Source organism: Dactylosporangium sp. CS-047395, assembly GCF_050942185.1.
Lineage (GTDB): Bacteria > Actinomycetota > Actinomycetes > Mycobacteriales > Micromonosporaceae > Dactylosporangium.
The window spans coordinates 5,700,944-5,724,861 of record NZ_CP192015.1 but is presented as its reverse complement, the minus strand read 5'-3'; the positions used below and the strand labels follow the sequence as shown (position 1 = coordinate 5,724,861).

Below are 23,918 nucleotides of genomic sequence, written 5' to 3'. Positions count from 1 at the left end.
CGCTAGGGAGCGTGGCGGAGCCACGCCAGAAGAACCGGCCGCTACGCGGCAGGGTCCCGTCCGGGGACCGGATACACCGCGGCCGCCAGCCCCCGGGTGAGCCCGGGCTGGACGAGCACGTCCGTGTTGTCGACGAACTGGTCGATCGCCCCGACCCGCGACACGCCCGGCGCCAGGGCCTCCGCGAACCGGGCCGCGTCGATGACGGGGAAGGGGCGGTCGAAGTACGGCCGGCGGCTCGCGTTCACCGGGTAGGTCAGGCGCAGCCGGTTCTGCCAGGCACCCACGGCCTCGTAGGCGTCGCACAGCGCCGACTGCCGGTCCTGCGCGTCCGTGGCCGCCAGCGCCTCGGCGAGGGCGTCGCCGATCGGGGCGCTGTCGGGCAGTGCGGCGAAGGCGGTGCCGAGCCATTTGGTGTACGGGGGGTAGCGGCGGGCCAGCAGCAGGCACAGCCGCATCACGTCGCGGCTGAGGCGGGCGGCGGTGATCCGGCTGCCGAGGTCGTCGTCCATTTCCGCGGCGCGGCCGACGAACGCCTCCTCCTGGGCGATGCGGATCCACTGCGCGGCGAGGATGCGCTTCCACAGCGGCTCCGGGTACCAGGCGAGGTTGGTTCGCAGCGCGGTGAGCTCGCCCAGGTCGTCGTGGTACACCGCGCCGGCGGTCGCTTCGGCGAGTCTCTGGGTCGGGGTGGCCAGCCAGTCGGTGTCGGTGACGGCGGACCGGGCGTCGAAGCCGAGGTGTTCCCGGGACCAGGTGGCGACGTCGGTGATGACGACCCGGTGGTGGACGGGGCCGGTGGTGGTCGCGGCCATGACGCGGATGCGGCCTTCGGGCGGTTCGAAGCTGGTCGGCCAGCCGTGGATCTCCCGTGGCAGCCGTTCGCTGAGCAGCGCCGACAGGGCCGCCGGGTCGACTGTGGCCGGGTCGACGAACAGGTCGAGCCGGGGGCCCCAGTCGTGGTCGGCGGAGCGTGCGGTGTCGAAGCCGAGCACCTCGGAGCCGGGGCCGATGCGGGCGGCCGCGTGCGGGACGGACCCGAGGAGGGGCCGCACGCCCTGCTCGTAGAAGTCGCGGCAGAGCTGCAGTCCGGGTACGAAGGTAGGCGCCACCCGCGACAGGGTAGGCGGCCGGCCCCGGAAGAGCCGACCGCCTTTCCCGGAAAGCTACTGCTTCAGGCCGCGGGAGACCGCCTCGATGATGGCGGGGCGCAGCTGGGCGGCGCTGATGATGGCGTCGACCGAGCCGACCTCGACGGCGCGCTGGATGCTGTGGACGCGGTCGAATTCGCTGGCGACGGCGCCGAGCATCTCAGCCCGTACCGACGACTGCACTTCTGCCAAGCGGGCGTTGAGGGCTGCCCGTGCGGCGCCCGATGCGGCCGACACCTGTGCCTGGAGGTCGGTGACGCGCGGGTCGGTGCTGGTGCGGTTGTTGACCTCGCCGGCGAAGACGACCGCGGCGGCGGGGGCGCCGCCGAGGACCGACGCGAACGAGCCTTCGAGGGCCAGGACGGTCATGTTGGGGTTGAGGGCCTTGGAGAACACGACGAACGCGCCGCCGTGGTAGCGGGAGATGACGCAGAAGACGATCGGGCCGTCGAAGTTGACGATGGCGCGGCCGATTTCGGCGCCGTACTCGAGCTGGAGTTTGCGCATCGACTCGGGGGAGCCGTCGAAGCCGGACAGGTTGGCCAGCACGACGAGGGGCCGGTTGCCGGAGGCGGCGTTGATGGCGCGGGCGACCTTCTTGGAGGAGCGGGGGAAGAGGGTGCCGGCGGTGTAGGTGTCGGGGCCGTCGGTGGGCGGGAAGCCGGTGCGGGGCACGGAGCGGGATTCGATGCCGACGAGGCAGACGGGCCAGCCGCCGAGGCGGGCGTCGGTGACGACGGCGGTGTCGGCGTCGGCCATGCCGGCCCAGCGTTCGAGGACGGGGTGGTCCTGGTCGGCGAGGGCGCGCATGACGGTGCGGATGTCGAAGGCCTTCTTGCGGTCCGGGTTGTGGGCCGTGGAGAAGATCTGGCCGACGGTGGTGAAGTCGCTGCCGGCGACGGTGTGCGGGAACGGCGACACGTCGCGGTCGGCGGGGTCGCTGGTCGGGGCGCGGCGGGGGCCGGGTTCGCCGGGGACGATGTAGGTGTGGTCGTAGTGGGCCATGAGCACGTCGCGGGCGCCGGGGAGGTTCGGGGCCCAGTACTGGGCCTGGCCGTTGGGGCCCATGACCCGGTCGTAGCCGCCGATGCCGTAGTTGTCCTCGGCGGAGACGCCGCCGGAGAAGTCCAGGGCCTGTTTGCCGGTGAGGACCATGGCGGAGTCGGGGGTCATGACGAGGATGCCCTTGGTGTGCATGAGCATCGTCGCTTCGGCGTTCCAGTACGGCTGGGCGCCGACGTTGATGCCGGTGACCACGATGTTGATCTCGCCGCCGGCCTGGGTGAAGGTGACGATGCGTTTGAGGGCGGCGGCGACCCAGTCCATGTTCTCGGTGCCGGAGGACATGGAGATGCGGGCGCCGGCCGACAGCGCGAACCATTCGAGCGGCACGTGGAGCTGTTCGGCGAGGTCGAGGGCGGCGATGACGCGGCTGCATTCGGGTTCGGACAGGGCGCCGAGGGCCTTGGTGGGGTCGCCGAGGAGCACGACGCGGGTGACGCCTTCGGGGTGGCGGGGGGTCGGGGTCGACACGACGCCGGCGATGATCGCGGCGCTGTTGCGGCCCTTGGGGCGTTGCACGGGCACGAGGACGCCGTGCTGGTCGAGGTCGTGTTCGGTGAAGCTGCCGCCCGGTCCGGCGAGCAGGCCGGTGAGCTCGTACGGGTACACGTTGCCACGCCGTGCCGCCCGGAGCACTTTCTGCCGGTAGTCGTCGAGCGGCTGGACGGGTTCGGTGGAGGGTTTGTCGACGGTGAGGGTGGCGCCGTGGCCGGGGTCCAGGGCGATGCGGACGGCGACCTCGGACAGTTCACCTGCGGCGTTGCGCTGGCGGGCGAGGAACTGGACCTCTTCGAGGCCGGCGCCGGCGGTGGTGGGCAGGAGCCGCTGGACGACGGTCTCGATTTCGTCTTGGGTCAGTTCGGTCGCCGGCCAGACGTACATCATGATCCGGTTGGTGTCGAAGCGCTTGTTCTGGGGCCGCTGGGCCTGGATGTTGCGGATCGCGTCGAGGCAGCCGGTGGTGATGTCCTCGAGGGCGGGGAGGGCGACGAGGCGGCCGTCAGCTTCGCGCAGGGCGGTGAGGTCGCGGACCTGGCCCATGGCGATGAGGCGTTCGTCGGCGGGGTTGGTCTTGGCGACGGCCTTGAACAGGTAGATCTCCTCGTCCGCGGACGGGAGGCGGGTGAGGTCGAACTCGCGCAGCCGGTAGAGCTGCAGGCGGTTGGCGATCTGCGGGTGCAGGCCGCGGATGAGGCGGTCCTCGGCGAAGGTGCCGCCGTCGGGGCGGAACGTGAAGTGGTGGTGCATGACGGCGCCGGTGGTGCCGGCGACGGTGATCGTGACGCGCCGCACGCCGGTGGGCTGCGGGTGGGCGGCGAGGAGGGCGCCGAGCCGGTCGCCGATGGTGGCGGCGTCGGGCTGGTCCTCCCACGCGACATAGATGTCGGCGACCACGCCACGATCAAAGGCGGCTGCGTCGGTACCGTCGGATCCTCGGGTCTGCGGCCCGTCGCCCGGTGTGGTGGCGAAACCGTGCTCGGCGTGCTCGGTCGCGAACGCGGCGACGGTGTCGAGGGCGGCGGGCAGGGTGGCGATGTCGACGGCGGTGGTGACGACGCGGGTGCGCCCGGTCCGCCCGGCGTGGTCGGCGGTGACGAACCGGCCGCCGGCGGTGTCCTGGGCGGCGACGTTGGCCAGTCCGCGGTTGCCGTAGTAGCGGCGGGTGAGGACTTCGAGCAGGGGTGCGTGGTCGCGGCCGGGGCGGCCGATGCGCTGGCCGATGAGGCGGACGAGGGGTTCGGCGCTGGCGACCATGTACTGGATGCGGTCGGCGCGGTCGGCGGCGTCTGGGTGGCGGTCGAGGTGGCGCAGGTGGGTGCGGACGGTGACGTACACCTCGGCGCGGTTGCGGCGCAGCAGCGGCTGGGCGAACCAGCGGAAGACGATGCCGCGGGCGAGGTCGGACACGGCCGGGAAGCGGACCTGGGTGGCTTCGATGAGGTGTTCGAGGGTGAGGCCGGCGGGTTCGGCGAGCGCTTCGACGGGCAGCGGGCCGGCGAGCCATTGGCGCAGCAGTTCGGAGACGATGGCGACGTCGGTGGCGGTGCGCTGCTGGGCGAGGAAGATCCGGAAGACGGCGGCTTCGAGTTCGGGGGTCCGGTCGAGGCTGTCGATGCCGTAGTGGGCGAGGACCTTGGTGAGGCGGGCCTGGAAGGTGGCGGGGACGCCGGCGCGTTCGACGTCGAGGCTGCCGAGGTAGCGGTGGAAGTATTCGCGGGGGGAGTGCACGGCGGTGTTGGGTTCGCCGCCGATCTCGCCGCCGGGGGTGTTGCGGGTCAGTTCGGCGAGGTCGGCGAAGACGGTGAGCAGTTCGACCTCGCCGGGGGCGGGGCGGGCGCCGTTCTCGCCGCGGGCCTGCAGGTAGCGGGCGAGGGTGCGGCCGCGGTCGTGCGGGTCGGTGTCGAAGCCGAGCAGCAGGGCGCGCAGGTCGGCGAGGCCGGCGGCGAGGCGTTCGGTGACGGTGGCGGCGGTGTCCTCGGGTGGCAGGTCGATGTCGACGGCGGCGCCGGCGGGGCTGTCGGCGGCCTGGTCGTCGTCGTCGCCGAGGGGTTCGAGGCGCATGAGGGGTGCGCCGGTTTCGACCTGGCTGCCGACGGCGACGGGCAGTTCGCGGACCCGGGCGCGGAACGGGGCGCGCAGCGCGGTCTCCATCTTCATGCTTTCCAGCACGAGGATGGGGGCGCCGGCTTCGACCTCGTCGCCGACGGCGAGGGGGGTGGCGACGACGAGGGCGGGTGCGGGGGAGCGTACGACGCCGCCTTCGTCGCGGCTGATGCGGTGGGTGACGCCGTCGACCTCGATGGAGTGGATGGGGCCGTGGGTGGCGGAGACGAGCCGGAAGCGGCGGCCGTTGACGGTGATCTGGCCGCGGTGTTCGTCGAAGCGTTCGAGTTCGACGTCGGCGGGGTGGGTGTCGGCGCCGGCGGTGATGCCGACGCGGTAGCGGGTGGGTCCGACGCGGGCGACGGCGACGCGGTAGCCGGCGCCGCGGAGTTTGAGGTCGAGGGGGCGGCCGGATTCGTGCTGGACCTGGGGGCGGCCGCCGTGGGCGGTGGTGAGCAGCCGGCCGCGGGCGATCTCCTCTTCGTCCTGGTAGGCCTCGATGGCGGCGGCGGCGAGGGCGATCGCGGAGTGGCGGTGGTTGACGAGGCGGCCTTCGGCGCGGACGCGGTCGATCCAGCCGGTGTCGGCGGTGGCGTCGATGACTTCGGGCTGGTCGAGCAGGTCGATGACGAAGCTCTTGTTGGTGGCGCCGCCGTCGATGATGACGGTGGTTTCGGCCATGGCGCGGCGCAGCCGGCCGAGGGCCTCGTCACGGTCCCGCCCGTACGCGATGATCTTGGCGATCATGGAGTCGAAGTCGGAGGGGATGCTGTCGCCCTCGCCGACGCCGGAGTCGACGCGGATGCCGGGCCCGGCGGGCAGCACGAGCCGGGAGATCCGGCCGGGGGCGGGGGCGAAGTCGCGGTCGGGGTCCTCGGCGTTGAGCCGGGCCTCGACGGCGTGGCCGAGTTCGGCGGGGCGTTCCCCGTCGAGCTTGCCGCCGGAGGCGACGTGGATCTGCAGTTTGACGAGGTCGGTGCCGGTGGTGATCTCGGTGATCGGGTGCTCGACCTGCAGGCGGGTGTTGACCTCGAGGAAGGCGAAGAGTTTCTCGGTGGGGTGGTAGAGGAATTCGACGGTACCGGCGCCGCGGTAGCCCACGGCGAGGGCGAGGCGTTCGGCGGCCCCCTTGAGCTCGGCGGTCTGCTCGGGTCCGAGGACCGGCGACGCCGACTCCTCGATGATCTTCTGGTTGCGGCGCTGGACGGAGCAGTCGCGCACGCCGAGGGCCCAGGCGGTGCCCTGCCCGTCGGCGATGACCTGGACCTCGACGTGGCGGGCGCCGGTGACGAGGCGTTCGAGGAAGACGATGCCGGAGCCGAACGCCCGCAGGGCCTCGGCGCTGGTGCGTTCGTAGGCGTCGGCGAGCTCGGCGCCGTTCTCGACCTTGCGGATGCCGCGCCCGCCGCCGCCGGCGGTGGCCTTGAGCATGAGCGGGTAGCCGATGCGGTCCCCGGCGGCCAGGGCGTCGTCGAGGGTGGCGACCTCGCCGCGGCTCCACGGGGCGACGGGGACGCCGACCTCCTCGGCGATGAGCTTGGCGCCGATCTTGTCGCCGAGTTTGCGCATGGCGTCGGCGGACGGGCCGATGAACGTGATCCCGATCCGGTCGCAGAGTTCGGCGAAGGCCGGGTCCTCGGCGACGAAGCCCCAGCCGACCCAGGCGGCGTCGGCCTCGGTGGCGCGCAGGGCCTGTTCGAGGAGGGCGTGGTTGAGGTACGGGCGGGCGGCGGCGGGGCCGAGCGGGTAGGCGAGGTCGGCCTCGCGGACGAAGGTCGCGGTGCGGTCGACGTCGGTGTAGAGGGCGACCGTCTCGATCCGGGTGCCGGTTTCGGCGGACAGGTCGCGCACGGCATGGATGAGCCGCATCGCGGCTTCTCCGCGGTTGACGATGGCGATACGACTGAACACCGGTTGAGCCTCCTGGTTGACCCGCGACTTGCCCGCACATGTGCCGTACGCCCCGTGTTGCGGAGGCGTCCGGCCTACACCCTGCTTGATTACTGCCGAGTACACCAATGCGGCTGTCGACGCATCCTAGGCCCCTCCTCTTGTGGGGTTCCTACAACATTTCTTGCTTGTATCGGAGCTTAGATCCTAGCGTCCTAGGATGCCTTAAGCAGCGTGCCTTACGGCACGCCAGAACCATCAACGTTCGGCGCTCCGCGCCGACCTGCACCAATACAAACAGGCGCGGCCCGCGGGCCGCGCCTTCCTGGTTGCTTGCTGGTGGCTCTGTGGTCAGGCGGCTTCGCGCAGGGGGAGGACGACGGTGAAGTGGGTGTTGCCGGGCTCGGAGGTGACCCGGATGTCGCCGTGGTGTTTCTTGACGACGATGCGGTAGCTGATGTCGAGGCCGAGGCCGGTGCCCTCGCCGACGGGCTTGGTGGTGAAGAACGGTTCGAAGATGCGGGGGCGGACGTCGGGCGGGATGCCGGTGCCGGTGTCGGCGATGTCGACGGTGAGGCAGTCGCCGGTCGGGTCGAGGGCGGTGGTGATGGTGAGGGTGCCGTCGCCGTGCATGGCGGAGACGCCGTTGTCGATGAGGTTCGTCCACACCTGGTTGAGCTCGGCGGCGTACGCGGGGATGTTCGGCAGGCTGCGGTCGAAGTCGGTGACGACGCGTACACCCTGGGGGATTTTGGCGTTGAGCATGATGAGGGTGGCGTCGAGCAGTTCGTGGACGTCGACGACCTGGAAGGGGCCGCGGTCGAGCTGGGAGTATTGCTTGGCGGCGGAGACGAGGCCGGAGATGCGGCCGACGGCGTCGTCGATCTCGCCCATGAGCAGTTCGGTTTCGATGGTGTAGCAGAGCCAGCGGACGGCGGGTTCGAGGTCGAGGTCGCCGATGCCGTCGGCGACGCCTTCGAGCCAGGGCAGTTCGATGCCGCCGGCGACGAGGGTGGGTGCGATGTCCCAGGCGCCGTTGACCTGGTGTTCGTCGAGCCAGTCGCCGATGGCGTCCTCGGCGTCGGAGATGTCCAGGGCGCTGCGTTTGGTGACGTTCTGGGCTTTCTTGACGGCGGCTTCCTGGAGTTCGACGAGGGTGTGGAGGCGTTCGCCGTCGAGGCGGCCGTCGGCGATCATGGCGAGTTTGTGGCGCATGCCGGCGACTTTGTCGCGCAGGACGGCGGTGGCGCGCACGGCGGCGGCGGCGGGGTTGTTGAGTTCGTGGGTGAGTCCGGCGGAGAGGCTGCCGAGGGCGAGGAGGCGTTCGCGTTCGGCGACGGCGTTGTTGCTGTTGCGCATGCCGAAGAAGAGGCCTTCGAGCAGGTGCATGGCCATCGGGAACCATTGCCGGATGACGGGTCCGAATTCGGCGGCGGGGACTTCGAGGACCTCGGCGTCGGTGATGGCGTGCATGGTGTTGTTGTAGACCTGGGCGACCTGTTCGCCGAGGTAGGCCTGGGTGGCGCCGCCGTAGACGCCGGACTGGTCGGTGCGGGAGAGTTCGACGTCGTCGCCGCGGATGTTGCGGCTGAGGGAGACGGTGCCGGAGAGCAGGACGACGAAGCAGGTGGCGGGTTCGCCTTCGGTGTAGATGGCGTCGCCGGCGGGGTGGGTGACGGCCCAGCCGCGGGTGGAGATCCAGTCGAGTTTGTCGTCGTCGAGGGCTTCGAAGAGGAACAGTCCGCGCAGTTCGTCGGGGCTCAGGCGGCGGCCGTTGGTCATTGGGACTCCAGGAGGTACCGGTGGACGAGCGAGACGGCCATGGCGCCTTCGCCGACGGCGGAGGCGACGCGTTTGACGGAGTCGGCGCGCACGTCGCCGGCGGCGAAGACGCCGGGGATGGACGCTTCGAGGTGGTAGGGGTCGCGGGTGAGGCGCCAGCCGGCGGGTGGGCCGTCGCCGGTGAGCAGGTCGGGGCCGGTGAGGACGAAGCCGCGGGGGTCGCGTTGGACGGTGCCGTCGAGCCAGTCGGTGCGGGGTTCGGCGCCGATGAAGATGAACAGCCAGGAGGCGTCGACGGTGTGGCCGTCGCCGCCGTCGAGGGGGCGGAGTTCGAGGCGTTCGAGGTGTTCGTCGCCGTGGGCGGCGGCGATTTCGGTGCAGGGGTGGACTTGGATGTGCTCGACGTTGTCGATCTGGTCGATGAGGTATTGGGACATGGAGGCGTTGAGGTTGGGGGCGCGGATGATGAGGTGGACGCGTTTGGCGTAGCGGGAGAAGAACATGGCGGCCTGGCCGGCGCTGTTGGCGCCGCCGACGATGTAGACGTCCTGGTCGGTGCAGGAGGGTGCTTCGGTGGCGGCGGAGCCGTAGTAGACGCCGCGGCCGTGGAGGTCGGCGAGGCCGGGTGCGGTGAGGCGGCGGTAGGAGACGCCGGTGGCGAGGATGACGGCGTGGGCGGCGATGGTGGTGCCGTCTTCGAAGTGCAGGACGCGGGTGTTGCCGGCTTGTTCGAGGCGGGTGACGCGGCAGGCGGTGAGGAGTTCGGCGCCGAATTTGACGGCTTGGCGGCGGGCGCGGTCGGTGAGTTGGGCGCCGGAGACGCCGTCGGGGAAGCCGAGGTAGTTTTCGATGCGGCTGGATTGGCCGGCTTGTCCGCCGGTGGCGCGTTCTTCGAGCAGGACGGTGCGGAGGCCTTCGCTGGCGCCGTAGACGGCGGCGCCGAGGCCGGCGGGGCCGCCGCCGACGACGACGAGGTCGTAGAAGTCGTTGGTGGGGGTGGTGGTGAGGCCGACGTGGGTGGCGAGTTCGGCTTCGGTGGGGTTGAGGAGGGTTTTGCCTTCGGTGGTGATGACGAGGGGGACGTCGTCGGGGCTGACGCCGGCGGCGGTGAGGAGGCGTTGGCCTTCGGCGTCGTCGGTGGTGTACCACCGGTAGGAGATCATGTTGCGGGCGAGGAAGTCGCGGACCTTGAAGGAGGGTGCGCTCCAGCGGTGGCCGATGATTTTGACGTCGGCGGAGGGCCGGTCGGGGGCGGCTTTCCAGGCTTCGAGCATGGCGTCGATGACCGGGTACAGCTTCTCTTCCGGCGGGTGCCAGGGTTTGAGCAGGTAGTGGTCGAGGTCGACGATGTTGATGGCCTGGATGGCGGCGTCGGTGTCGGCGTAGGCGGTGAGCAGGACGCGGCGGGCGCGGGGGAAGAGGTCCATGGCGGCTTCGAGGAATTGCAGGCCGTTCATTTCGGGCATGCGGTAGTCGGCCAGCAGGACGGCGACCTGTTCGCCGCGGAGTTTGAGTTCCTTGAGGGTGTCGAGGGCTTCGCGGCCGGAGTCGGCGCGGACGATGCGGTACTCCTCGCCGTACTGCCGGCGCAGGTCGCGGGCGACGGCGCGGGAGACGGCGGGGTCGTCGTCGACGGTCAAGATCGCTGGCTTGGCCATGCGGTCAATCCAACCACGCAATGGGCTGCTCGACGAATGTGACGGGGTTTACGGTGGTGCGATGCAGAGTGGTTGTACGCATGTGGACATGGTGGCCGAGGTCGAGCCGTCGGCGGACGGGTGTGAGGACTGCCTGGCGGTGGGTGGGCGGTGGGTGCATCTGCGGTTGTGCCTGACGTGCGGGCATGTGGGGTGTTGCGATTCGTCGCCGGCGAAGCATGCGACGGCGCATTTCCGGTCGTCGGGGCATCCGTTGGTGCAGTCGTTCGAGCCGGGTGAGGAGTGGGTGTGGTGTTACGCGGATGAGGCGATCGTGCCGGTGGCGGGGTTGCCGTCGCGGGCGCACAGCTGAGGTTGCCTCGCACTGAGGTTGCCTCGCACTGAGGTTGCTGAGGTCCTGCTGAGGTCGTTTCTGGCCGGCCCGTCGTGTCATGCCTAGGGGTGTGGTGCGGTCGTGGCCGGCTTTTTGCTGCCGGCGTTGGGTGCGTGGCCGCTGCCCGCATTGATGCCGCACGCCGATCTGGTTCGCGCCTAACGGACGCGACCGGGTGCGTCTGGTGACTTTCTGCCGCCCGCGTTCTTACCGCACGCTGTTGTGGTTTGCGCTCTGCGGAGGCGTGCGGCGGTGTCTGCTGCTGGGCGGTGGCGTGCGTCCCGTGGCGGGGTTGCCATCGGCCAGGGCGCTGCTGGTCGCGCGCCGGGCGGTACAAATGCGGCGTTTTATGGTAGTTCGACTTCGAGGCTGCCGTTGACCTGGAGTTTGCGGCGGGCGCGTTCGTAGAAGGTGGTGTAGCCGAGGCGGACGACTTTGGCGGCGGCGGGGGCGGCGGAGACGGTGAGGGTGTCGCCGGGGTTGAGTTCGCCGAGGACTTCGCCGTCGACTTCGATGACGAGGCGGCCGCTGGAGGGGAGCAGCTCCAGGTCGAGGTCTTCGTTCGGGGAGAGGACGAGGGCGCGGTTGAAGGCGGAGTGGGCGGCGGCGGGGACGACGAGGATGCCTTCGACGGTGGGGGAGACGATGGGTCCGCCGGCGGAGAAGCTGTAGGCGGTGGAGCCGGTGGAGGTGGCGACGATGAGGGCGTCGGCGGCGTAGCGGACGAACGGGTAGCCCTGCATGGAGATGGCGATGGCGGCGAGGCCGTGGCCGGGGGTGCGGACGAGGGCGATGTCGTTGAAGGCGGTGACGGCGGTGCCGTCGGGCAGGGTGGTGCGGATGGCCATGCGGGGTTCGACGGTGAAGCGGTGGGCGTCGATGGCGGAGAGGGCGTCGGGGAGTTCTTCGACGGAGACTTCGGCGAGGAAGCCGAGCCGGCCGAGGTTGACGCCGAGGACCGGGGTGGGTTTGCCGGACAGCAGCCGCATGCTGCGCAGCATGGTGCCGTCGCCGCCGAGGCTGACGACGAGGGAGGCGCGGCCGACGAGTTCGTCGGCGGATACGGCCACGGCGGTGCAGTCGATGCGGTCGACTTCGTCGGGCAGGCCGAGGACGGTGGTGTCGCGGCTGCGGGCCCAGTCGATGACGGCGTCGATGGCCGGTTTGGAGTCGCGGCGTGGATGCAGGACGAGTCCGACGGTGTGCACCATCCCCATTGGTGCCACTTTACGGGGTGCGGGCGGGTTCGGGTCTGGGGGTGGCGCCGGCGCGGGTGCGGGTCTTGCGGGGTGGGATGGCGCGCAGGACGACGGCGGCGGCGACGAGCGCGACGGCGGGGAGCGGTCCGAGCCAGGGGATCTTGTCGAGGAGGAGGGCGGCGCCGGCGGCGCCGAGGGGCATGGCGATGAGGGGTGCGCCGTCGCCGGCGAGGTGGATGCGGCCTTCGGCGACGCGGATGAGGGGGCCGGTGAGGTAGCCGGTGGGCGGGTCGCCGTCGCGTTGGGCGGCGGCCTGCAGGGCGGCGGCGATGACGGCGAGGACGAGCAGGGGCAGCTGGGCGGTGCCGTGGGGGTCGTGGTGGACGGCGGCCCAGGCGCCGGTGAGGGTGCACAGGGCGGCGAGGCCGGCGACGAGGCAGCGGGCCGGTGGCAGGTTGCGGGCGAGTGCGACGGTGATCGTGTAGACGGCGACGGCGAGCGCGGCGCGGGCGGCGGTGCCGGTGAGGTGGTGGGGGTCGGTGGCGGCGGTGATCCCGACGAGGAGCAGGTTGCCGGTGACGACGCTGGCGAAGACGCCGCCGAGGTACAGCAGGGCGAGGCCGTCGACGTAGCCTGCGGCGAGGGCGAGGATCCACACGGTTCGGCGCACCGTTGTCCGCTTCCCTGCCGGCGGGGTCCGTCCCTCACCCACCCCGGGTGACTGTGGGGTTCATCCTGGGTACGGGTACGTTGACGGTGAGTTCTGGCTCGCGCGGGAGGGGGTCGGGTGTCGATCGCGTTACGGCTGGCGTTGCATTTGCCGCGGGATGCGGCGACGGTACCGGTGGTGCGGCGGCTGCTCGATCAGGCGCTGCGGACGCTGGGGGTCGAGCCGGGGTGCCGCGACGATGTGGGGCTGATCCTGACCGAGGCGTGCGCGAATGTGATCGAGCATGCGCTGCAGATCCACGACTATGAGATCACGATCGACGTGTCGGGGGAGCGGTGCGTGATCCATGTGATCAATGCTGGGGCGGTGGTGGATCCGGCCCGGCTGGCGCCGGTGCCGATGGGGGTTTCGCAGGGGGCTTCTTCATCGGCGGGTTCTTCGTCGGTGGCTCAATCGGCGGCGGGTGCTTCGGCGACGACGGCTTCGGTGGCTGGCCCGGTGGTGCCGTCGGCGCGGCCGGCCGGTGATGGGGTCGGTGGGCGGGGCACGTTCGGCGATGGTGGTTCAGGGTTGTCGTCGGCGTCGGCTGCGGCAACTGTGTCGGCTGCGGCGGCGGTGGGTGCTGGGGACGGGCATGCCGGGTTGGGTGACGGGCACGATGAGCATGCCGGCCCGGGTGATGGGCGTGCCGGTGACGGGCAGGCGGACCCGGTGCTGGACGAGCACGGGCGAGGGTTGCACATCATTCGGTCTCTGGCGGACGAGCTGTACCTGACGCCATCACTGTCCGGTGGGCTGGTGTTGCAGGCGGTGACGACGCTGCGGTGGACGGCGGACGCCGAGGTGTGGCAGCGGCGCTGAGCGGATTATCGGATTACTGGATCCGGTAATCCGCTATTTGATAATTCGCATCCAGGTGTTGATCGCCTGCGCGGTGTGGGAGACGTGGAGCTGCTCCAGCCGCACCGGCCCCGCGCTGCGAGCGCGGCGGCCACCATGGCCAGCGCCGCGCTCGGATTCTTCTCGATATTCTTCTCGGGATTCGTCTCGGGATTCGTCTCGCGGGTCGTCGTCGGACTGGGTGAACGCGAGTAGGCGGGTGCCGCCGCCGAGCAGGACCGGGGCGGTGATCGCGAGGATCTCGTCGAGCTCGCCGAGGGCCAGGCACTGACGGGCGATGTCGGCGCCGATGATGTTGACGTACCGGTCGCCGGCGGCGGCTTTCGCCTCGCGGATTGCTGTTTCGACGTCGGCGACGAACGTGATGCCGTCGCCGTGCGGGCGGGGATGGTGGGTGACGACGAACTGCGGGCCGTCCCAGCCGCCGCCGAACGGTTTCCCGGCGCCGTCGGTGCCGCGGTGCGGGTCGTCGCCGCCGAAGGTGCGGTTGCCGACGATGATCGCGCCGATGCGGGGGATCAGGTCGTCGACGAGCGGGTTCGGGGCGATGTGCGGGGTCAGCCAGCTCATGTCGCCGCCGGGCCCGGCGATGTAGCCGTCGAGGGACATCGTCGCGGAATAGAGCATGATCGCCATCGGTGTACCGCCGTTCGCCGTCGGGTGGGTCGCCGCCCATGTCGCCGCTTCAGCTGTGTCGCTTCAGCTGTGTCGCTTCATGTGACGAGCGGCGGATGGCTGAATCATCGCTGCCGCCAATCCGGCGTGCCTGCATGTGGCGCGCTGGCACTTCCGCGCGCGGCGTCGTGCCTCGAGCAGCCCGGTGACGGAACTCCCGGGGTGACGGAACTCCCGGACGGAACTCCCGGACGGAACTCCCGGACGGAACTCCCGGACGGAACTCCCGGACGAGACTCCCGGACGAGACTCGCGTCGGAAGGGGAGACCCGGACCACTCCCGTCGGAACGGGGAGACCGGAACGGGGAGACCGGAACGGGGAGACCGGAACGGGGAGACCGGAACGGGGAGACCGGAACGGGGAGACCGGAACGGGGGACAGGACCGGGGGAAGAAACGCGCCGCGAGCCGGGGCGGTGGCCTGGCTCGCGGCGCGAGGGTAGTGCGGGATGGTACAGGTCGTGCGGGATGGTGCAGGTCGTTCAGGTTGTGCAGGGTGGTGCGGGGTCACGCGGGATTGTCAGTAGCGGTAATGCTCCGGCTTGTACGGGCCGGCGACGTCGACGCCGATGTACTCGGCCTGGTCCTTGGTGAGTTCGGTCAGGCGCACCCCGAGGGCGTCGAGGTGCAGCGCGGCGACCTTCTCGTCGAGGTGTTTGGGCAGGCGGTACACCTGGCGGTCGTAGGTGTCGGGCTTCGTGAACAGCTCGATCTGGGCGATCGTCTGGTTGGTGAACGAGTTGGACATGACGAAACTCGGGTGGCCGGTGGCGTTGCCGAGGTTGAGCAGGCGGCCCTCGGACAGCACGATGATGGACCGGCCGTCGGCGCGGACCCATTCGTGGACCTGGGGTTTGATTTCGTGTTTGGTGATGCCGGGCAGCTGGGCGAGGCCGGCCATGTCGATCTCGTTGTCGAAGTGGCCGACGTTGCCGACGATCGCGTTGTGCTTGAGGCGGTCGAGCTGGGCGGCGGTGACGATGCCCTTGTTGCCGGTGGCGGTGATGACGAGGTCGGCGGTGTCGATGACGTCGTCGAGGTGGACGACGGGCAGGCCGTGCATGGCGGCCTGCAGGGCGCAGATCGGGTCGATCTCGGTGACGGCGACGCGGGCGCCCATGCCGCGCAGGGCCTCGGCGGCGCCCTTGCCGACGTCGCCGTAGCCGCAGACGACGGCGAGTTTCCCGGCGAGCATCACGTCGGTGGCGCGGTTGATGCCGTCGAGCAGCGAGTGGCGGATGCCGTAGGTGTTGTCGAACTTCGACTTCGTGACGGAGTCGTTGACGTTGATCGCCGGGAAGAGCAGCTCACCGGATTCGGCGAGCTTGTAGAGGCGCTTGACGCCGTTCGTCGTCTCTTCGGTGACGCCGCGGACGGCGGCGGCGATCCGGGTGAACCGCTGCGGGTCGCGGGCGAGGCTCGCGGTCAGGGCGGCCAGGATGATCCGGTACTCGGGGTCGTCGCCGTCGGCCGCCTGCGGGACGGCGCCGTTCGTTTCGGCCGCGACGCCCTGGTGGAGCAGCAGGGTCGCGTCGCCGCCGTCGTCGACGATCATGTTGGGGCCGAGGATGTCGCCGTTGTCGGCGGTGAACTGGAAGAGCTGGTCGGTGCACCACCAGTACTCGGGAAGGGTTTCGCCTTTCCAGGCGAAGACCGGGGTGCCGGTGGGGTTGTCGGCGGTGCCGTGGGGGCCGGCGACGACGGCGGCGGCGGCCTCGTCCTGGGTGGAGAAGATGTTGCACGACACCCAGCGGACCTGGGCGCCGAGCGCGACCAGGGTTTCGATGAGGACCGCGGTCTGCACGGTCATGTGGAGGCTGCCGGCGATCCGGGCGCCGCGCAGCGGCTGGGCGGCGGCGTACTCGCGGCGGGTCGCCATCAGGCCCGGCATCTCGTGTTCGGCGAGGCGGATCTGGGTGCGGCCGACCTCGGCGAGGGACAGGTCGGCGACGGCGAAGTCGAGGCCGTCGCGTCGCTGCAGGTACGGGTGGCCGTGCTCGACGAGCTGCTGCAGGGTGTGTTCGGTTGCGTGGGACATACCTGAGGTCACCTCCCGGTGACAGGAGGCGCCCTTGGGGTCAAGGGAGGTCAGATGCTGGCCGAGCGTGGCGGACACTGGAGGTCCGTCGCAGCGCCTCTCGGCCCTGACCGCGGCGTCGGAGCGCCGCTGGGATTCGACGTTACCGGCTGTGGCGGCGCTCCGGCAACCCCGGGTCGCGCTGTGTGACGGTGTGATAGGCGTCGCGGAGCAGGTCGGTGACGTCGTACCGGCCGGCGGTGAGCGGCAGCGGGTCGAGCTGTTCGAGGATCGCGTCGGCGCGGCGCAGGGAGCCGGGGACGTCCGGGTCGGGGGGCTGGCGGCGGGGTCCGGCCTGCCAGAAGGTACCGGCGACGGGGGTTAAAGAAACGGGCTCCGGGTGCTGGTGGCGGGCGATGTGGGACAGGGCGGAGACGCGGTGGGCGCGCAGGGCCTCGAGGAGGTCGTCGCGGCCGCGGCCGCGCCAGGCGAGGATCGCGAACGGGTCGGCGTCGAACTCCTCGGCCAGGACGTAGCAGGCGGCGGTCAGGTGCCGGCACGGTTTCTGCCAGCCGGGGCACGAACAGTCCAGGACGATCTCGGCCAGGGACTGCGGGAACAGCGACAGGCCGAACCCGGCGAGGATCGTCTCGAGGTTCTCCGGCAGGTGCCCGGCGAGCAGGCGGGCGGCGTGGATCGCCTCGCCGGCCAGGGCACGCTCGATGCGGGCCCAGTCGGCGGCGGTGAACGCGGCCACCCCGATCCTCGCACGGTACGTCTCCCCGTCCTCATCGACCACCAGCGCCGTCACGATGGAGGTTGAAATCGTCACGGAGCGTACGTGTCCGGCGCGGGCGTAGCGGCGGCCCGCCGAAAATGTCGTACCCATCCGCAAGGATTCGAGCATGGCCAGAAACTGGTGGGACCATCTCGTCTCAGGCATCGCCCACCGCCTCACCGACCGCCTCACCGACCGCCTCACCGACCGGCTCACCGACTGGCTCACCGACTGGCTCACCGACCGCTTCCGGCGCGAGCGACATCAGGTCCAGCAGGTCGTTCGTGGACAGCCCGGTGAGCCAGCCCTCGCCGGAGCCGACCGCGACCCCGGCCAGGTCCCGTTTGCTCGCCATGATCTCCTCGACGCGTTCCTCGATCGTGCCGATGCACACGAACGTGTGGACCTGCACGTCGCGGCGCTGCCCGATGCGGAACGCCCGGTCGGTCGCCTGCGCCTCCGCGGCCGGGTTCCACCACCGGTCGACGTGCACGACATGGTTCGCGGCGGTCAGGTTCAGGCCGGTCCCGCCCGCCTTCAGCGACACCAGCAGCACCCCCGGGCCCGACCCGGACTGGAAGCGGTCGACCATGCGGTCCCGGGCGCCTTTGGGTGTACCGCCATGCAGGAACTCGACCCCCACCCCGAGCTGCTGCGCCAGGTGCGGCACGAGCAGGTGCCCGAACCGCGCGAACTGCGTGAACACCAGGGCCCGGTCGCCGGCCTGGACCGCCGCGGACAGGATCTCCTCCAGCCGGGCGAGTTTCCCGGACCGGCCCGGCAGGGGTGTGCCGTCGCCCATGAGGTGCGCCGGATGGTTGCACACCTGCTTGAGTTTCGTCATCGCCGACAGCACCAGGCCTTTACGCGCCGGACCGGCCCGGCCCTCGCGGAGCTTCACGAACAGTTCGTCGACGACCGCCTTGTACAGGGTCGCCTGCTCCAGGGTCAGGGTGCACCACTGGCGGCGTTCGACCTTCTCCGGCAGGTCCGCGATGACCGCCCGGTCGGTCTTGACCCGGCGCAGCAGGAACGGCCGGGTCACCTGCCGCAGCCGGCGGGCCGCGTCGTCGTCGCCCCAGCGTTCCACCGGTACCGAATAGCGGGCCCGGAAGATCGACGCCTCGCCGAGCAGGCCCGGGTTGAGGAAGTCGGCGATCGACCACAGCTCGGTGAGCCGGTTCTCGACCGGGGTGCCGGTGAGCGCGACCCGGTGCCGGGCCGGCAGCCGCCGCACGGCGCGCGCGGTGACCCCGGTGGCGTTCTTGACGTGCTGGGCCTCGTCGAGCACGACCCGGTCCCAGCCGATCCCGGCGAGGGTGTCGATGTCGCGGGTCGCCACCTGGTACGTGGTCAGCACCAGATCCGCGGCCACCCCACCGGTCTGGGCGTTGGCCACGCCGCCGGTTATGCCGCCGGTCGTGTCAACGCTCGTGTCGCTGGTCGGGCCGCCGCGGGAGCCGTTGGTCAGGTCGGCGGCGGTGAGGCGGGCGGCGCCGTGGTGGACGCGGACCGTCAGGCCCGGGGTGAACCGTTCGATCTCCCGCCGCCAGTTGCCCAGCACCGACAGCGGGCACACGATCAGCGTCGGCGGCCGCGGACCCTGCGCCCGCAGGTGCGCCTCCAGCGCGAGGACCTGCACGGTCTTGCCCAGGCCCATGTCGTCGGCGAGCAGCGCCCCGACCCCGACCGCGTCGAGGAACGCCAGCCACGACAGGCCACGGCGCTGGTACGGGCGCAGCGTCGCCGTCAGCCCCGCCGGCGGGTCGAGCAGCTCGAGGTGCTCGGCGGCGCGGCCGGTCAGCAGGTCGGCGAGCCAGCCCTCCCCGTCGACGCCGGTCACCGGCAGCGGCAGATCCCCGTCGGGGACGAGCCGGGTCAGGCGCATCGCCTCCCCGGCGGTCATCTCCCCACGCCCGCCGCGGCGCAGAAACGCCAACCCGGCCCGGAGCCGTTCCCGGTCCAGGTGCACCCACCGGCCGCGCAGCCGCACCAGGGGCACCTTCGCCCGGGCGAGTTCGGCGAGGTCGGCCTCGGACAGGAACTCGTCGCCGATCGCGAGCCCCCACCGGAACGCGACGATCGCCGCCCGGTTCGTCGTCGTGTCCCGCAGCACCGGCGCCGCCGGCTGCCTGGCGCGGACCGTCAACGTCAGCCCGAGCTCCTGCCGCCGCTGCCACTGCGCCGGCAGCAGCACCCCGAACCCGGCGTCCTGCAGCAGCGTGGCGTGGGTGAGGAACCGGTACGCGCCGATCGTGTCCAGGCGCAGCGACTCCGGCCGGGCCGCCCACAACGCCACGTCGAGGTCCGCCCACAGCCGCGCCGCCCGGCCCAGATCCGCCAGGAGCACGTCCTGCGGATAGTCGACCCACTTGAACAACGGCGACGCCGCGTCATGCCACACGTCACCGGCCGGGACGAGCAGGCCCGGCTCCTCGGCGGGCTGCAGGAGAAACTCGACGAGCCACGACCCGCCGTCCTCATCGACAGCGGCCGGCCCGGCGGTGTCCGGCAGCTCCGTGGCCCGCCCGCCGCGGTGTCCGGCGGGCGCCGGTTGCGGGAGTCCCGGACCGCCGCGGGTGCCTCGGCCGCCGCGGGTGCCTCGGCGGCCGCGGGCGGCGGGCTTCGGCGCTTTGGGGATCAGGTCGCCTTCGGGCGCTGGTGCGAGGTCGTCGTCCTCGTCGCCGCCCTCGACGTAGGAGAGCCGGAAACACAGCCGCACGGGCGCGGGCCGCCCGCTGTCCGCCCACCGCTCGAGCACCTCCCGCAGCCGCGCGACCTCGGGACCGTCGGCGATGAGCGGCCCGCGCACTTCGGCCGCTCGTGACGGCTCGGCCGCTGCTGGGATGTTGCCCAGCGCGGGCGCGTCGAACGTGGCTGGTGCCGACGCCGTGGGACCGGGACCCGTGCGTGGCCGGCGCGTCTCGACGGTGGCCGGTGCCTGGAGTGCGGCCGGCCTCTCGTCCTCCGCCGCACCGAGCGACTTGGGCGACTTGGGCGATTCGGGTTGCACGGCGGCTGGCGCAGCACCGGTCATCGGCTCGTCGTCCACGGCGGCGCCGGGCGATTCGGGTTGCACGGCGGCTGGCGCGGCGACTGGCGCGGCGACTGGCGCGACACCGGTCATCGGCGCGTCGGTAGCGGCCTCAACAGTGTCTGGTGCCGGGAAAGCACGACCAGCGGACGACGTTGAGGCGGACGGACCAGCGGGCGGTGCCGAGCTGGTGGCGGAGGTGCGGCGGGCGGCGGCCTCGGCGATCGCGCGGGCCTCGGCTCGGGCGGTCAACGCCGCGGGACTGAGGCCGCGGCCCGCCAAGCCCGCCATGCCCGTCAGGCGACTCGGGCCAGTCGCGTCGGTCCGGCTAGTCGAGTCGGTCGGGTCGGTCGCGTCGGTCGGGTCGGTCGCGTCGGTCGGGTCGGTCGGGCCAGTCGCGTCGGTCCGGCTAGTCGAGTCGGTCGCGTCGGTCGCGTCGGTCGGGTCGGTCCCGCCGGTCGGGTCGGTCGGGCTAGATGGGCCGGTCGCAGCGGTCGCGGCGGTCGGGTCCGCCGGGCCGGTTGGGTCGGTCAGCGCGGTGGCCGTTGTCGTCGAAGCGGTGGTGGAGGTGGCAGGAGGGAGGGTGCGCAGGCGAGGGTCGGCGGTGGTGAGCGCGGCAAGCCAGGCGTGGACGGCGCTGGTCTGCCGGGACTGGGTGTCGGTCAGCAGCGGCCGACCCCGCAGGCGGGTGCGGACCAGGTGGTCGACGACCGTGTTCAGGGCTTGGCGGGCGGCGTCGGCGGTGGACCAGGTGAAGGTCCGGGTTCGCAGGCGGGCCGCGGCCGGGGGCGGCTCGGGGACGACGGCGGCGGTGACCCCCGGCATGGAGCCGCACAGGGTGTCGAACGCGGCGGCGTCGGCGCCCCACAGGACCGGCAGCCAGCGGGCGGCCGGGCCCCGGCCCGGCGACGACGGCATGGACGACGACGGCATGGACGACGACGGCATGGACGACGACGGCGCGGACGACCAACGCGCGGAGGACGACATGGACGACGACGGCGCGGACGACCAACGCGCGGAGGACGACATGGACGACGACGGCGCGGACGACCAACGCGCGGAGGACGACAGCGCGGATTCGGTGGTCAGGGCAGGCAGGAACCGGCCGCGGTCGACGAGGGAGGTGGCGAAGGACAGCAGGTCAGCGAGGTAGCCGATCGACGAGCCCGGTGAAATGTCCGGGTCGCCGGTCAGGAGCTGCTCCGGGTCGGTGCCCGGCGGCAGGATCACGACGGGAACCGTCCACACCGTCTGGCGGCGGGCGGCCGGTTCGCGGTGGCCAGCCGGCAGATGTGCCGTCAGCTCCGGCGATGCGCCCGGCCGGGTCGGCGTCGACGGCAGCAGCAGGTCAGCGGTCACCACCGTCCCGGGCACCGGCGGCAGCACCGCGAACGGATGCACACCCGGCCCGGAGTCGGCGCCGCCGGGCACGACAGCGGCATGCGCGCCGGGCGGTGGGGGAGTGGACGGTGCCGGCAGCGCCGCGGCGGGAGACTCGGCCCAGCAGCCGAGCGTTCCGTCCGGCAGGACGAGGCCGTGCACGACGATCACCGCACCGACCCTACTGCGCACCCCGCCAACACGCGGCCAACGGCGCACCGCCCAGCACCACCCAGATCAAGCACCACCCAGATCAAGCACCAGCCAGAGCAAGCACCGGACGAGCGAGGTCAGCAAAGGACGAGCCGGGTCAGCGCCACTGCGGGGGTTCGCCGGTGTCGACGAGCTTCCAGTCGCCGTTGTCGTACAGCACGTTGTCGTAGTAGAAGACCGTCCGCGGCAGCAGGTCCGGGGCCGTGAACGCCTCCCGCGCCGCCTCGTGCAGCGACGACGCCGGCACCCGCCACCGGGACGCGGCCAGGGCGGCAACATAGGACAGGGCGTGGTGGCCCATGAAGCTGTCGTACGTCAGCGAGAACACCTCATCCGAGGCGAGCGGCACATCGCGCGGGATGACGTTCGCGGGCGGCAGCGACGGTGGCAGGCCCGCCGCGGCTCGTAGGGCGCTGTCGACGTAGATGGCGCAGTCGCGGTACAACATCTGCGTCTGGGAACCGGAGAACGCGAAGAGCGTGTTCTGCCCGTGGGTCTCCAGCGGGCACCCCGTCGCGCGGGCCGTCGACGACCACATCCGCACCATCGGCGCCACGATCCGCTGCGCCACATAGTCCAGGGGCGCCTCGCCGGACGCCTCCACGAGCTGCTCGAGCAGCGTCGGGTCGGACGGGGCGCGCAGGTCGCCGCCGTACAGGGCGAACAGCGGCACCGTACACGCGGGGGACGGTGTCACGGGGCGGGCGGCGCGGATCAGGAACCCCCACGCCTCGTCGCCGAGGCCGGGGTCGAACCAGCCGCCGCCGACCTCCGGCAGCACCGGCGTCCCGACCCGCAGCAGCTCGTCGGAGACCCACAGTTGCAGCTCGATCACGGGGCGGCGCAGGCGGCGGGTGAACCGCGACAGCCGCCGCGGGTAGTGCAGTTTCACGAAATGCGGTTCGACGGCGGCGCCGTCGACGGCGGTGACGAACACGGTCCGGGCGTTCGCCGACGGGACCACCGTCAGGAACGGGCCCGGCTCCAGGCCGAGCAGTGTGGACCGGCCGGCGAGGTCGGGGCTGTCGAGGGTGTTCGGGTGCACCGGCAGCAGCAGCCCGTCACCGTCGGTGTACACGTCGGGGAGCCCGGACGGTGTCCCGGCCCGCCGCACCGTGCCGAGGGAACCGGGCACCCGGAAGGTCGGGAGCTGGAACGTCGCCGTGCCGCGCTGCGGGTGGTAGGCGTCGGCGATGTCCAGGTCGCCGGCGTAGGGGCTGTAGGTGCGGGTCCCGACCCCGAGATACCGTTCCGCGTACTGCCACAACGCGATCGGGTCGCGGACGTCGATGAGGCGCATCGCCGTGAGCTTACTGTGCGTGCCCGGCGCCACCGTGAACGGAGTACAGGGTGACCGTCGACCCGCGGGTCCGCGAAACCGTCCTCGGCGGGCCGCTCCCCGCCTACGTCTACGACCCGGCGGTCGTCGGCGCCCGCATCGGCGCCCTGCGCGACGCGCTGCCGGCGGGGACGCGGATCGCGTACGCGATGAAAGCCAACGGCCACCCCAGCATCGTCGAAGCCGCCGCACACGCCGCCGACGCGATCGAGGTCGCCTCCGCCGGCGAACTCGAAGCGGCCGCCGGTACCGGGAAACCGCTCATCCTGTCCGGGCCGGCGAAACCTGACGCGCTGCTGCGGCGGGCGGTCGAGCGCGACGCGGTCATCAACGTCGAAAGCCTCCACGAGCTGCGGCGCATCCCCGGCCGGGCGAGGATCTGCCTGCGGGTCAACCGCCGCCACCCCGCGCTGCCGGGCCGGCACCACATGTCCGGCGTCCCGACCCAGTTCGGCTTCGCCGAGGAGGACCTGGACGAGGCCCTCAACGCCGCGAACCAGCACGAGGTGCTCGGGGTGCACCTGCACGCCGTGTCGAACAACCTCGACGCGGCAGCGCACGCCGCCTACATCCAGGACTGCCTGGACTGGGCGCGAACCAGAGCGGCCATCGGGCACGTCGTCAACGCCGGCGGCGGGTTCGGGGTCGACATGACCGGCCGGCAGGCGTTTGACCTGGACGCCCTTCGTGATCTTTCTCTCCCGGCGGGCCGGACGCTTATCGTCGAACCGGGCCGGTACGTCGCCGCCCCCGCCGGCTGGTACGCCGCCGAAGTCCTCGACATCAAGCACAGCCACGGCACCTGGTTCGCGGTCGTCAAAGGCGGCACCCACCACTTCCGGCTCCCCGCCTCCTGGGGGTACAGCCACCCGTTCACCGTCCTGGACGTCGACGCGTGGCCGTACCCGTGGCCGCGCCCCGAAGTGATCGACGCGCAGGTCACGGTGGCCGGTGAACAGTGCAACCCGCGCGACGTGCTCGCCCGGGACGAGCCGGTGACGCGGCTGCGGGCTGGGGACGTGCTGCTGTTCGCGACGACCGGCGCCTACGGGTGGGAGGTCGCCCACCACGACTTCCTGCGCCTCGACCCGCCGGCGTTCCGAATCGTGACCTGAGCAGGGCCGGGGCGGCGGGGACCGGGGTTGACGAGGGCCTACACTATGCCGACTTCCCACCCCCGGAGGCACAC

Annotated in this window: 15 protein-coding genes; 4 read left to right on the top strand and 11 right to left on the bottom strand. The window is 71.7% G+C overall.

Annotated elements, in window-relative coordinates; translation table 11 throughout:
* Positions 1-41: 41 nt before the first annotated feature.
* The 4 genes from ACQP00_RS26930 to ACQP00_RS26915 all read right to left on the bottom strand — a co-directional run bounded on the left by ACQP00_RS26930 (position 42) and on the right by ACQP00_RS26915 (position 10,147).
* Complete coding sequence (locus ACQP00_RS26930; protein ID WP_433199412.1) at positions 42-1,112, bottom strand: DUF4037 domain-containing protein; 1,071 nt, start codon at positions 1,110-1,112, stop codon at positions 42-44.
* 54 nt (positions 1,113-1,166) lie between these two features.
* A complete protein-coding gene (locus tag ACQP00_RS26925) occupies positions 1,167-6,728 on the bottom strand; it encodes a carboxyl transferase domain-containing protein (protein ID WP_433199409.1) in 5,562 nt (1,853 codons plus the stop codon).
* A 330-nt stretch (positions 6,729-7,058) separates the two neighbouring features.
* Positions 7,059-8,489, bottom strand: a complete 1,431-nt coding sequence (locus tag ACQP00_RS26920; protein WP_433199406.1) for an ATP-binding protein — start codon at positions 8,487-8,489, stop codon at positions 7,059-7,061.
* The gene (locus ACQP00_RS26915) at positions 8,486-10,147 is read right to left on the bottom strand and encodes an FAD-dependent oxidoreductase (protein WP_433199403.1); all 1,662 of its coding nucleotides are present in this window, start codon (positions 10,145-10,147) and stop codon (positions 8,486-8,488) included. Before ACQP00_RS26915 ends, ACQP00_RS26920 begins: the two co-directional genes overlap by 4 nt.
* Here ACQP00_RS26915 and ACQP00_RS26910 point away from each other — a divergent pair.
* Entirely contained in the window at positions 10,050-10,499 is a 450-nt protein-coding gene (locus ACQP00_RS26910; RefSeq protein ID WP_433199400.1) for a ubiquitin carboxyl-terminal hydrolase 14, read from the top strand. The two genes, ACQP00_RS26915 and ACQP00_RS26910, sit on opposite strands and share 98 nt — an antisense overlap.
* 368 nt (positions 10,500-10,867) lie before the next feature.
* Here ACQP00_RS26910 and ACQP00_RS26905 read toward each other — a convergent pair whose 3' ends face one another.
* Both ACQP00_RS26905 and ACQP00_RS26900 read right to left on the bottom strand, forming a co-directional pair.
* Positions 10,868-11,737, bottom strand: coding sequence for an NAD(+)/NADH kinase (locus ACQP00_RS26905; protein WP_433199397.1), 870 nt, complete (start codon positions 11,735-11,737; stop codon positions 10,868-10,870).
* Between the two features lie 10 nt (positions 11,738-11,747).
* Positions 11,748-12,389 carry a DUF1275 family protein gene (locus ACQP00_RS26900; protein ID WP_433199394.1) on the bottom strand — a complete coding sequence of 214 codons (642 nt, stop codon included), beginning with the start codon at positions 12,387-12,389 and terminating at the stop codon, positions 11,748-11,750.
* Positions 12,390-12,506: 117 nt separating this feature from the next.
* On the opposite strand from ACQP00_RS26900, the gene ACQP00_RS26895 reads away from it, so the two are divergent.
* The gene (locus tag ACQP00_RS26895; protein WP_433199391.1) at positions 12,507-13,250 is read left to right on the top strand and encodes an ATP-binding protein; all 744 of its coding nucleotides are present in this window, start codon (positions 12,507-12,509) and stop codon (positions 13,248-13,250) included.
* 33 nt (positions 13,251-13,283) lie between these two features.
* On the opposite strand, the gene ACQP00_RS26890 is transcribed toward ACQP00_RS26895, so the two are convergent.
* The 4 genes from ACQP00_RS26890 to ACQP00_RS26875 all read right to left on the bottom strand — a co-directional run bounded on the left by ACQP00_RS26890 (position 13,284) and on the right by ACQP00_RS26875 (position 19,572).
* On the bottom strand, positions 13,284-13,925 hold the full coding sequence (locus ACQP00_RS26890; RefSeq protein ID WP_433199388.1) for a dihydrofolate reductase family protein: 642 nt from the start codon (positions 13,923-13,925) through the stop codon (positions 13,284-13,286).
* Between the two features lie 560 nt (positions 13,926-14,485).
* Positions 14,486-16,003, bottom strand: a complete 1,518-nt coding sequence (ahcY, locus tag ACQP00_RS26885) for an adenosylhomocysteinase (RefSeq protein WP_433199385.1) — start codon at positions 16,001-16,003, stop codon at positions 14,486-14,488.
* 142 nt (positions 16,004-16,145) lie between these two features.
* Positions 16,146-16,814, bottom strand: a complete 669-nt coding sequence (locus tag ACQP00_RS26880; protein ID WP_433199382.1) for a hypothetical protein — start codon at positions 16,812-16,814, stop codon at positions 16,146-16,148.
* 103 nt (positions 16,815-16,917) lie between these two features.
* A complete protein-coding gene (locus ACQP00_RS26875; RefSeq protein ID WP_433199379.1) occupies positions 16,918-19,572 on the bottom strand; it encodes a DEAD/DEAH box helicase in 2,655 nt (884 codons plus the stop codon).
* A 760-nt stretch (positions 19,573-20,332) separates the two neighbouring features.
* Here ACQP00_RS26875 and ACQP00_RS26870 point away from each other — a divergent pair.
* On the top strand, positions 20,333-20,950 hold the full coding sequence (locus ACQP00_RS26870) for a hypothetical protein (RefSeq protein WP_433199376.1): 618 nt from the start codon (positions 20,333-20,335) through the stop codon (positions 20,948-20,950).
* A gap of 537 nt (positions 20,951-21,487) precedes the next feature.
* On the opposite strand, the gene ACQP00_RS26865 is transcribed toward ACQP00_RS26870, so the two are convergent.
* Positions 21,488-22,690 carry a ferric iron reductase gene (locus tag ACQP00_RS26865; protein WP_433199373.1) on the bottom strand — a complete coding sequence of 401 codons (1,203 nt, stop codon included), beginning with the start codon at positions 22,688-22,690 and terminating at the stop codon, positions 21,488-21,490.
* 50 nt (positions 22,691-22,740) lie between these two features.
* On the opposite strand from ACQP00_RS26865, the gene ACQP00_RS26860 reads away from it, so the two are divergent.
* Positions 22,741-23,844 carry a type III PLP-dependent enzyme gene (locus ACQP00_RS26860; RefSeq protein ID WP_433199370.1) on the top strand — a complete coding sequence of 368 codons (1,104 nt, stop codon included), beginning with the start codon at positions 22,741-22,743 and terminating at the stop codon, positions 23,842-23,844.
* Positions 23,845-23,918 lie beyond the last annotated feature (74 nt).

Coding starts and splice junctions, on each gene's coding strand:
- ACQP00_RS26865 (WP_433199373.1), bottom strand. CDS start 22,690: ATGCGCCTCATCGACGTCCGCGACCCGATCGCGTTGTGGCAGTACGCG.
- ACQP00_RS26920 (WP_433199406.1), bottom strand. CDS start 8,489: ATGACCAACGGCCGCCGCCTGAGCCCCGACGAACTGCGCGGACTGTTC.
- ahcY (WP_433199385.1), bottom strand. CDS start 16,003: ATGTCCCACGCAACCGAACACACCCTGCAGCAGCTCGTCGAGCACGGC.
- ACQP00_RS26915 (WP_433199403.1), bottom strand. CDS start 10,147: ATGGCCAAGCCAGCGATCTTGACCGTCGACGACGACCCCGCCGTCTCC.
- ACQP00_RS26910 (WP_433199400.1), top strand. CDS start 10,050: ATGCGGTACTCCTCGCCGTACTGCCGGCGCAGGTCGCGGGCGACGGCG.
- ACQP00_RS26890 (WP_433199388.1), bottom strand. CDS start 13,925: ATGGCGATCATGCTCTATTCCGCGACGATGTCCCTCGACGGCTACATC.
- ACQP00_RS26905 (WP_433199397.1), bottom strand. CDS start 11,737: ATGGGGATGGTGCACACCGTCGGACTCGTCCTGCATCCACGCCGCGAC.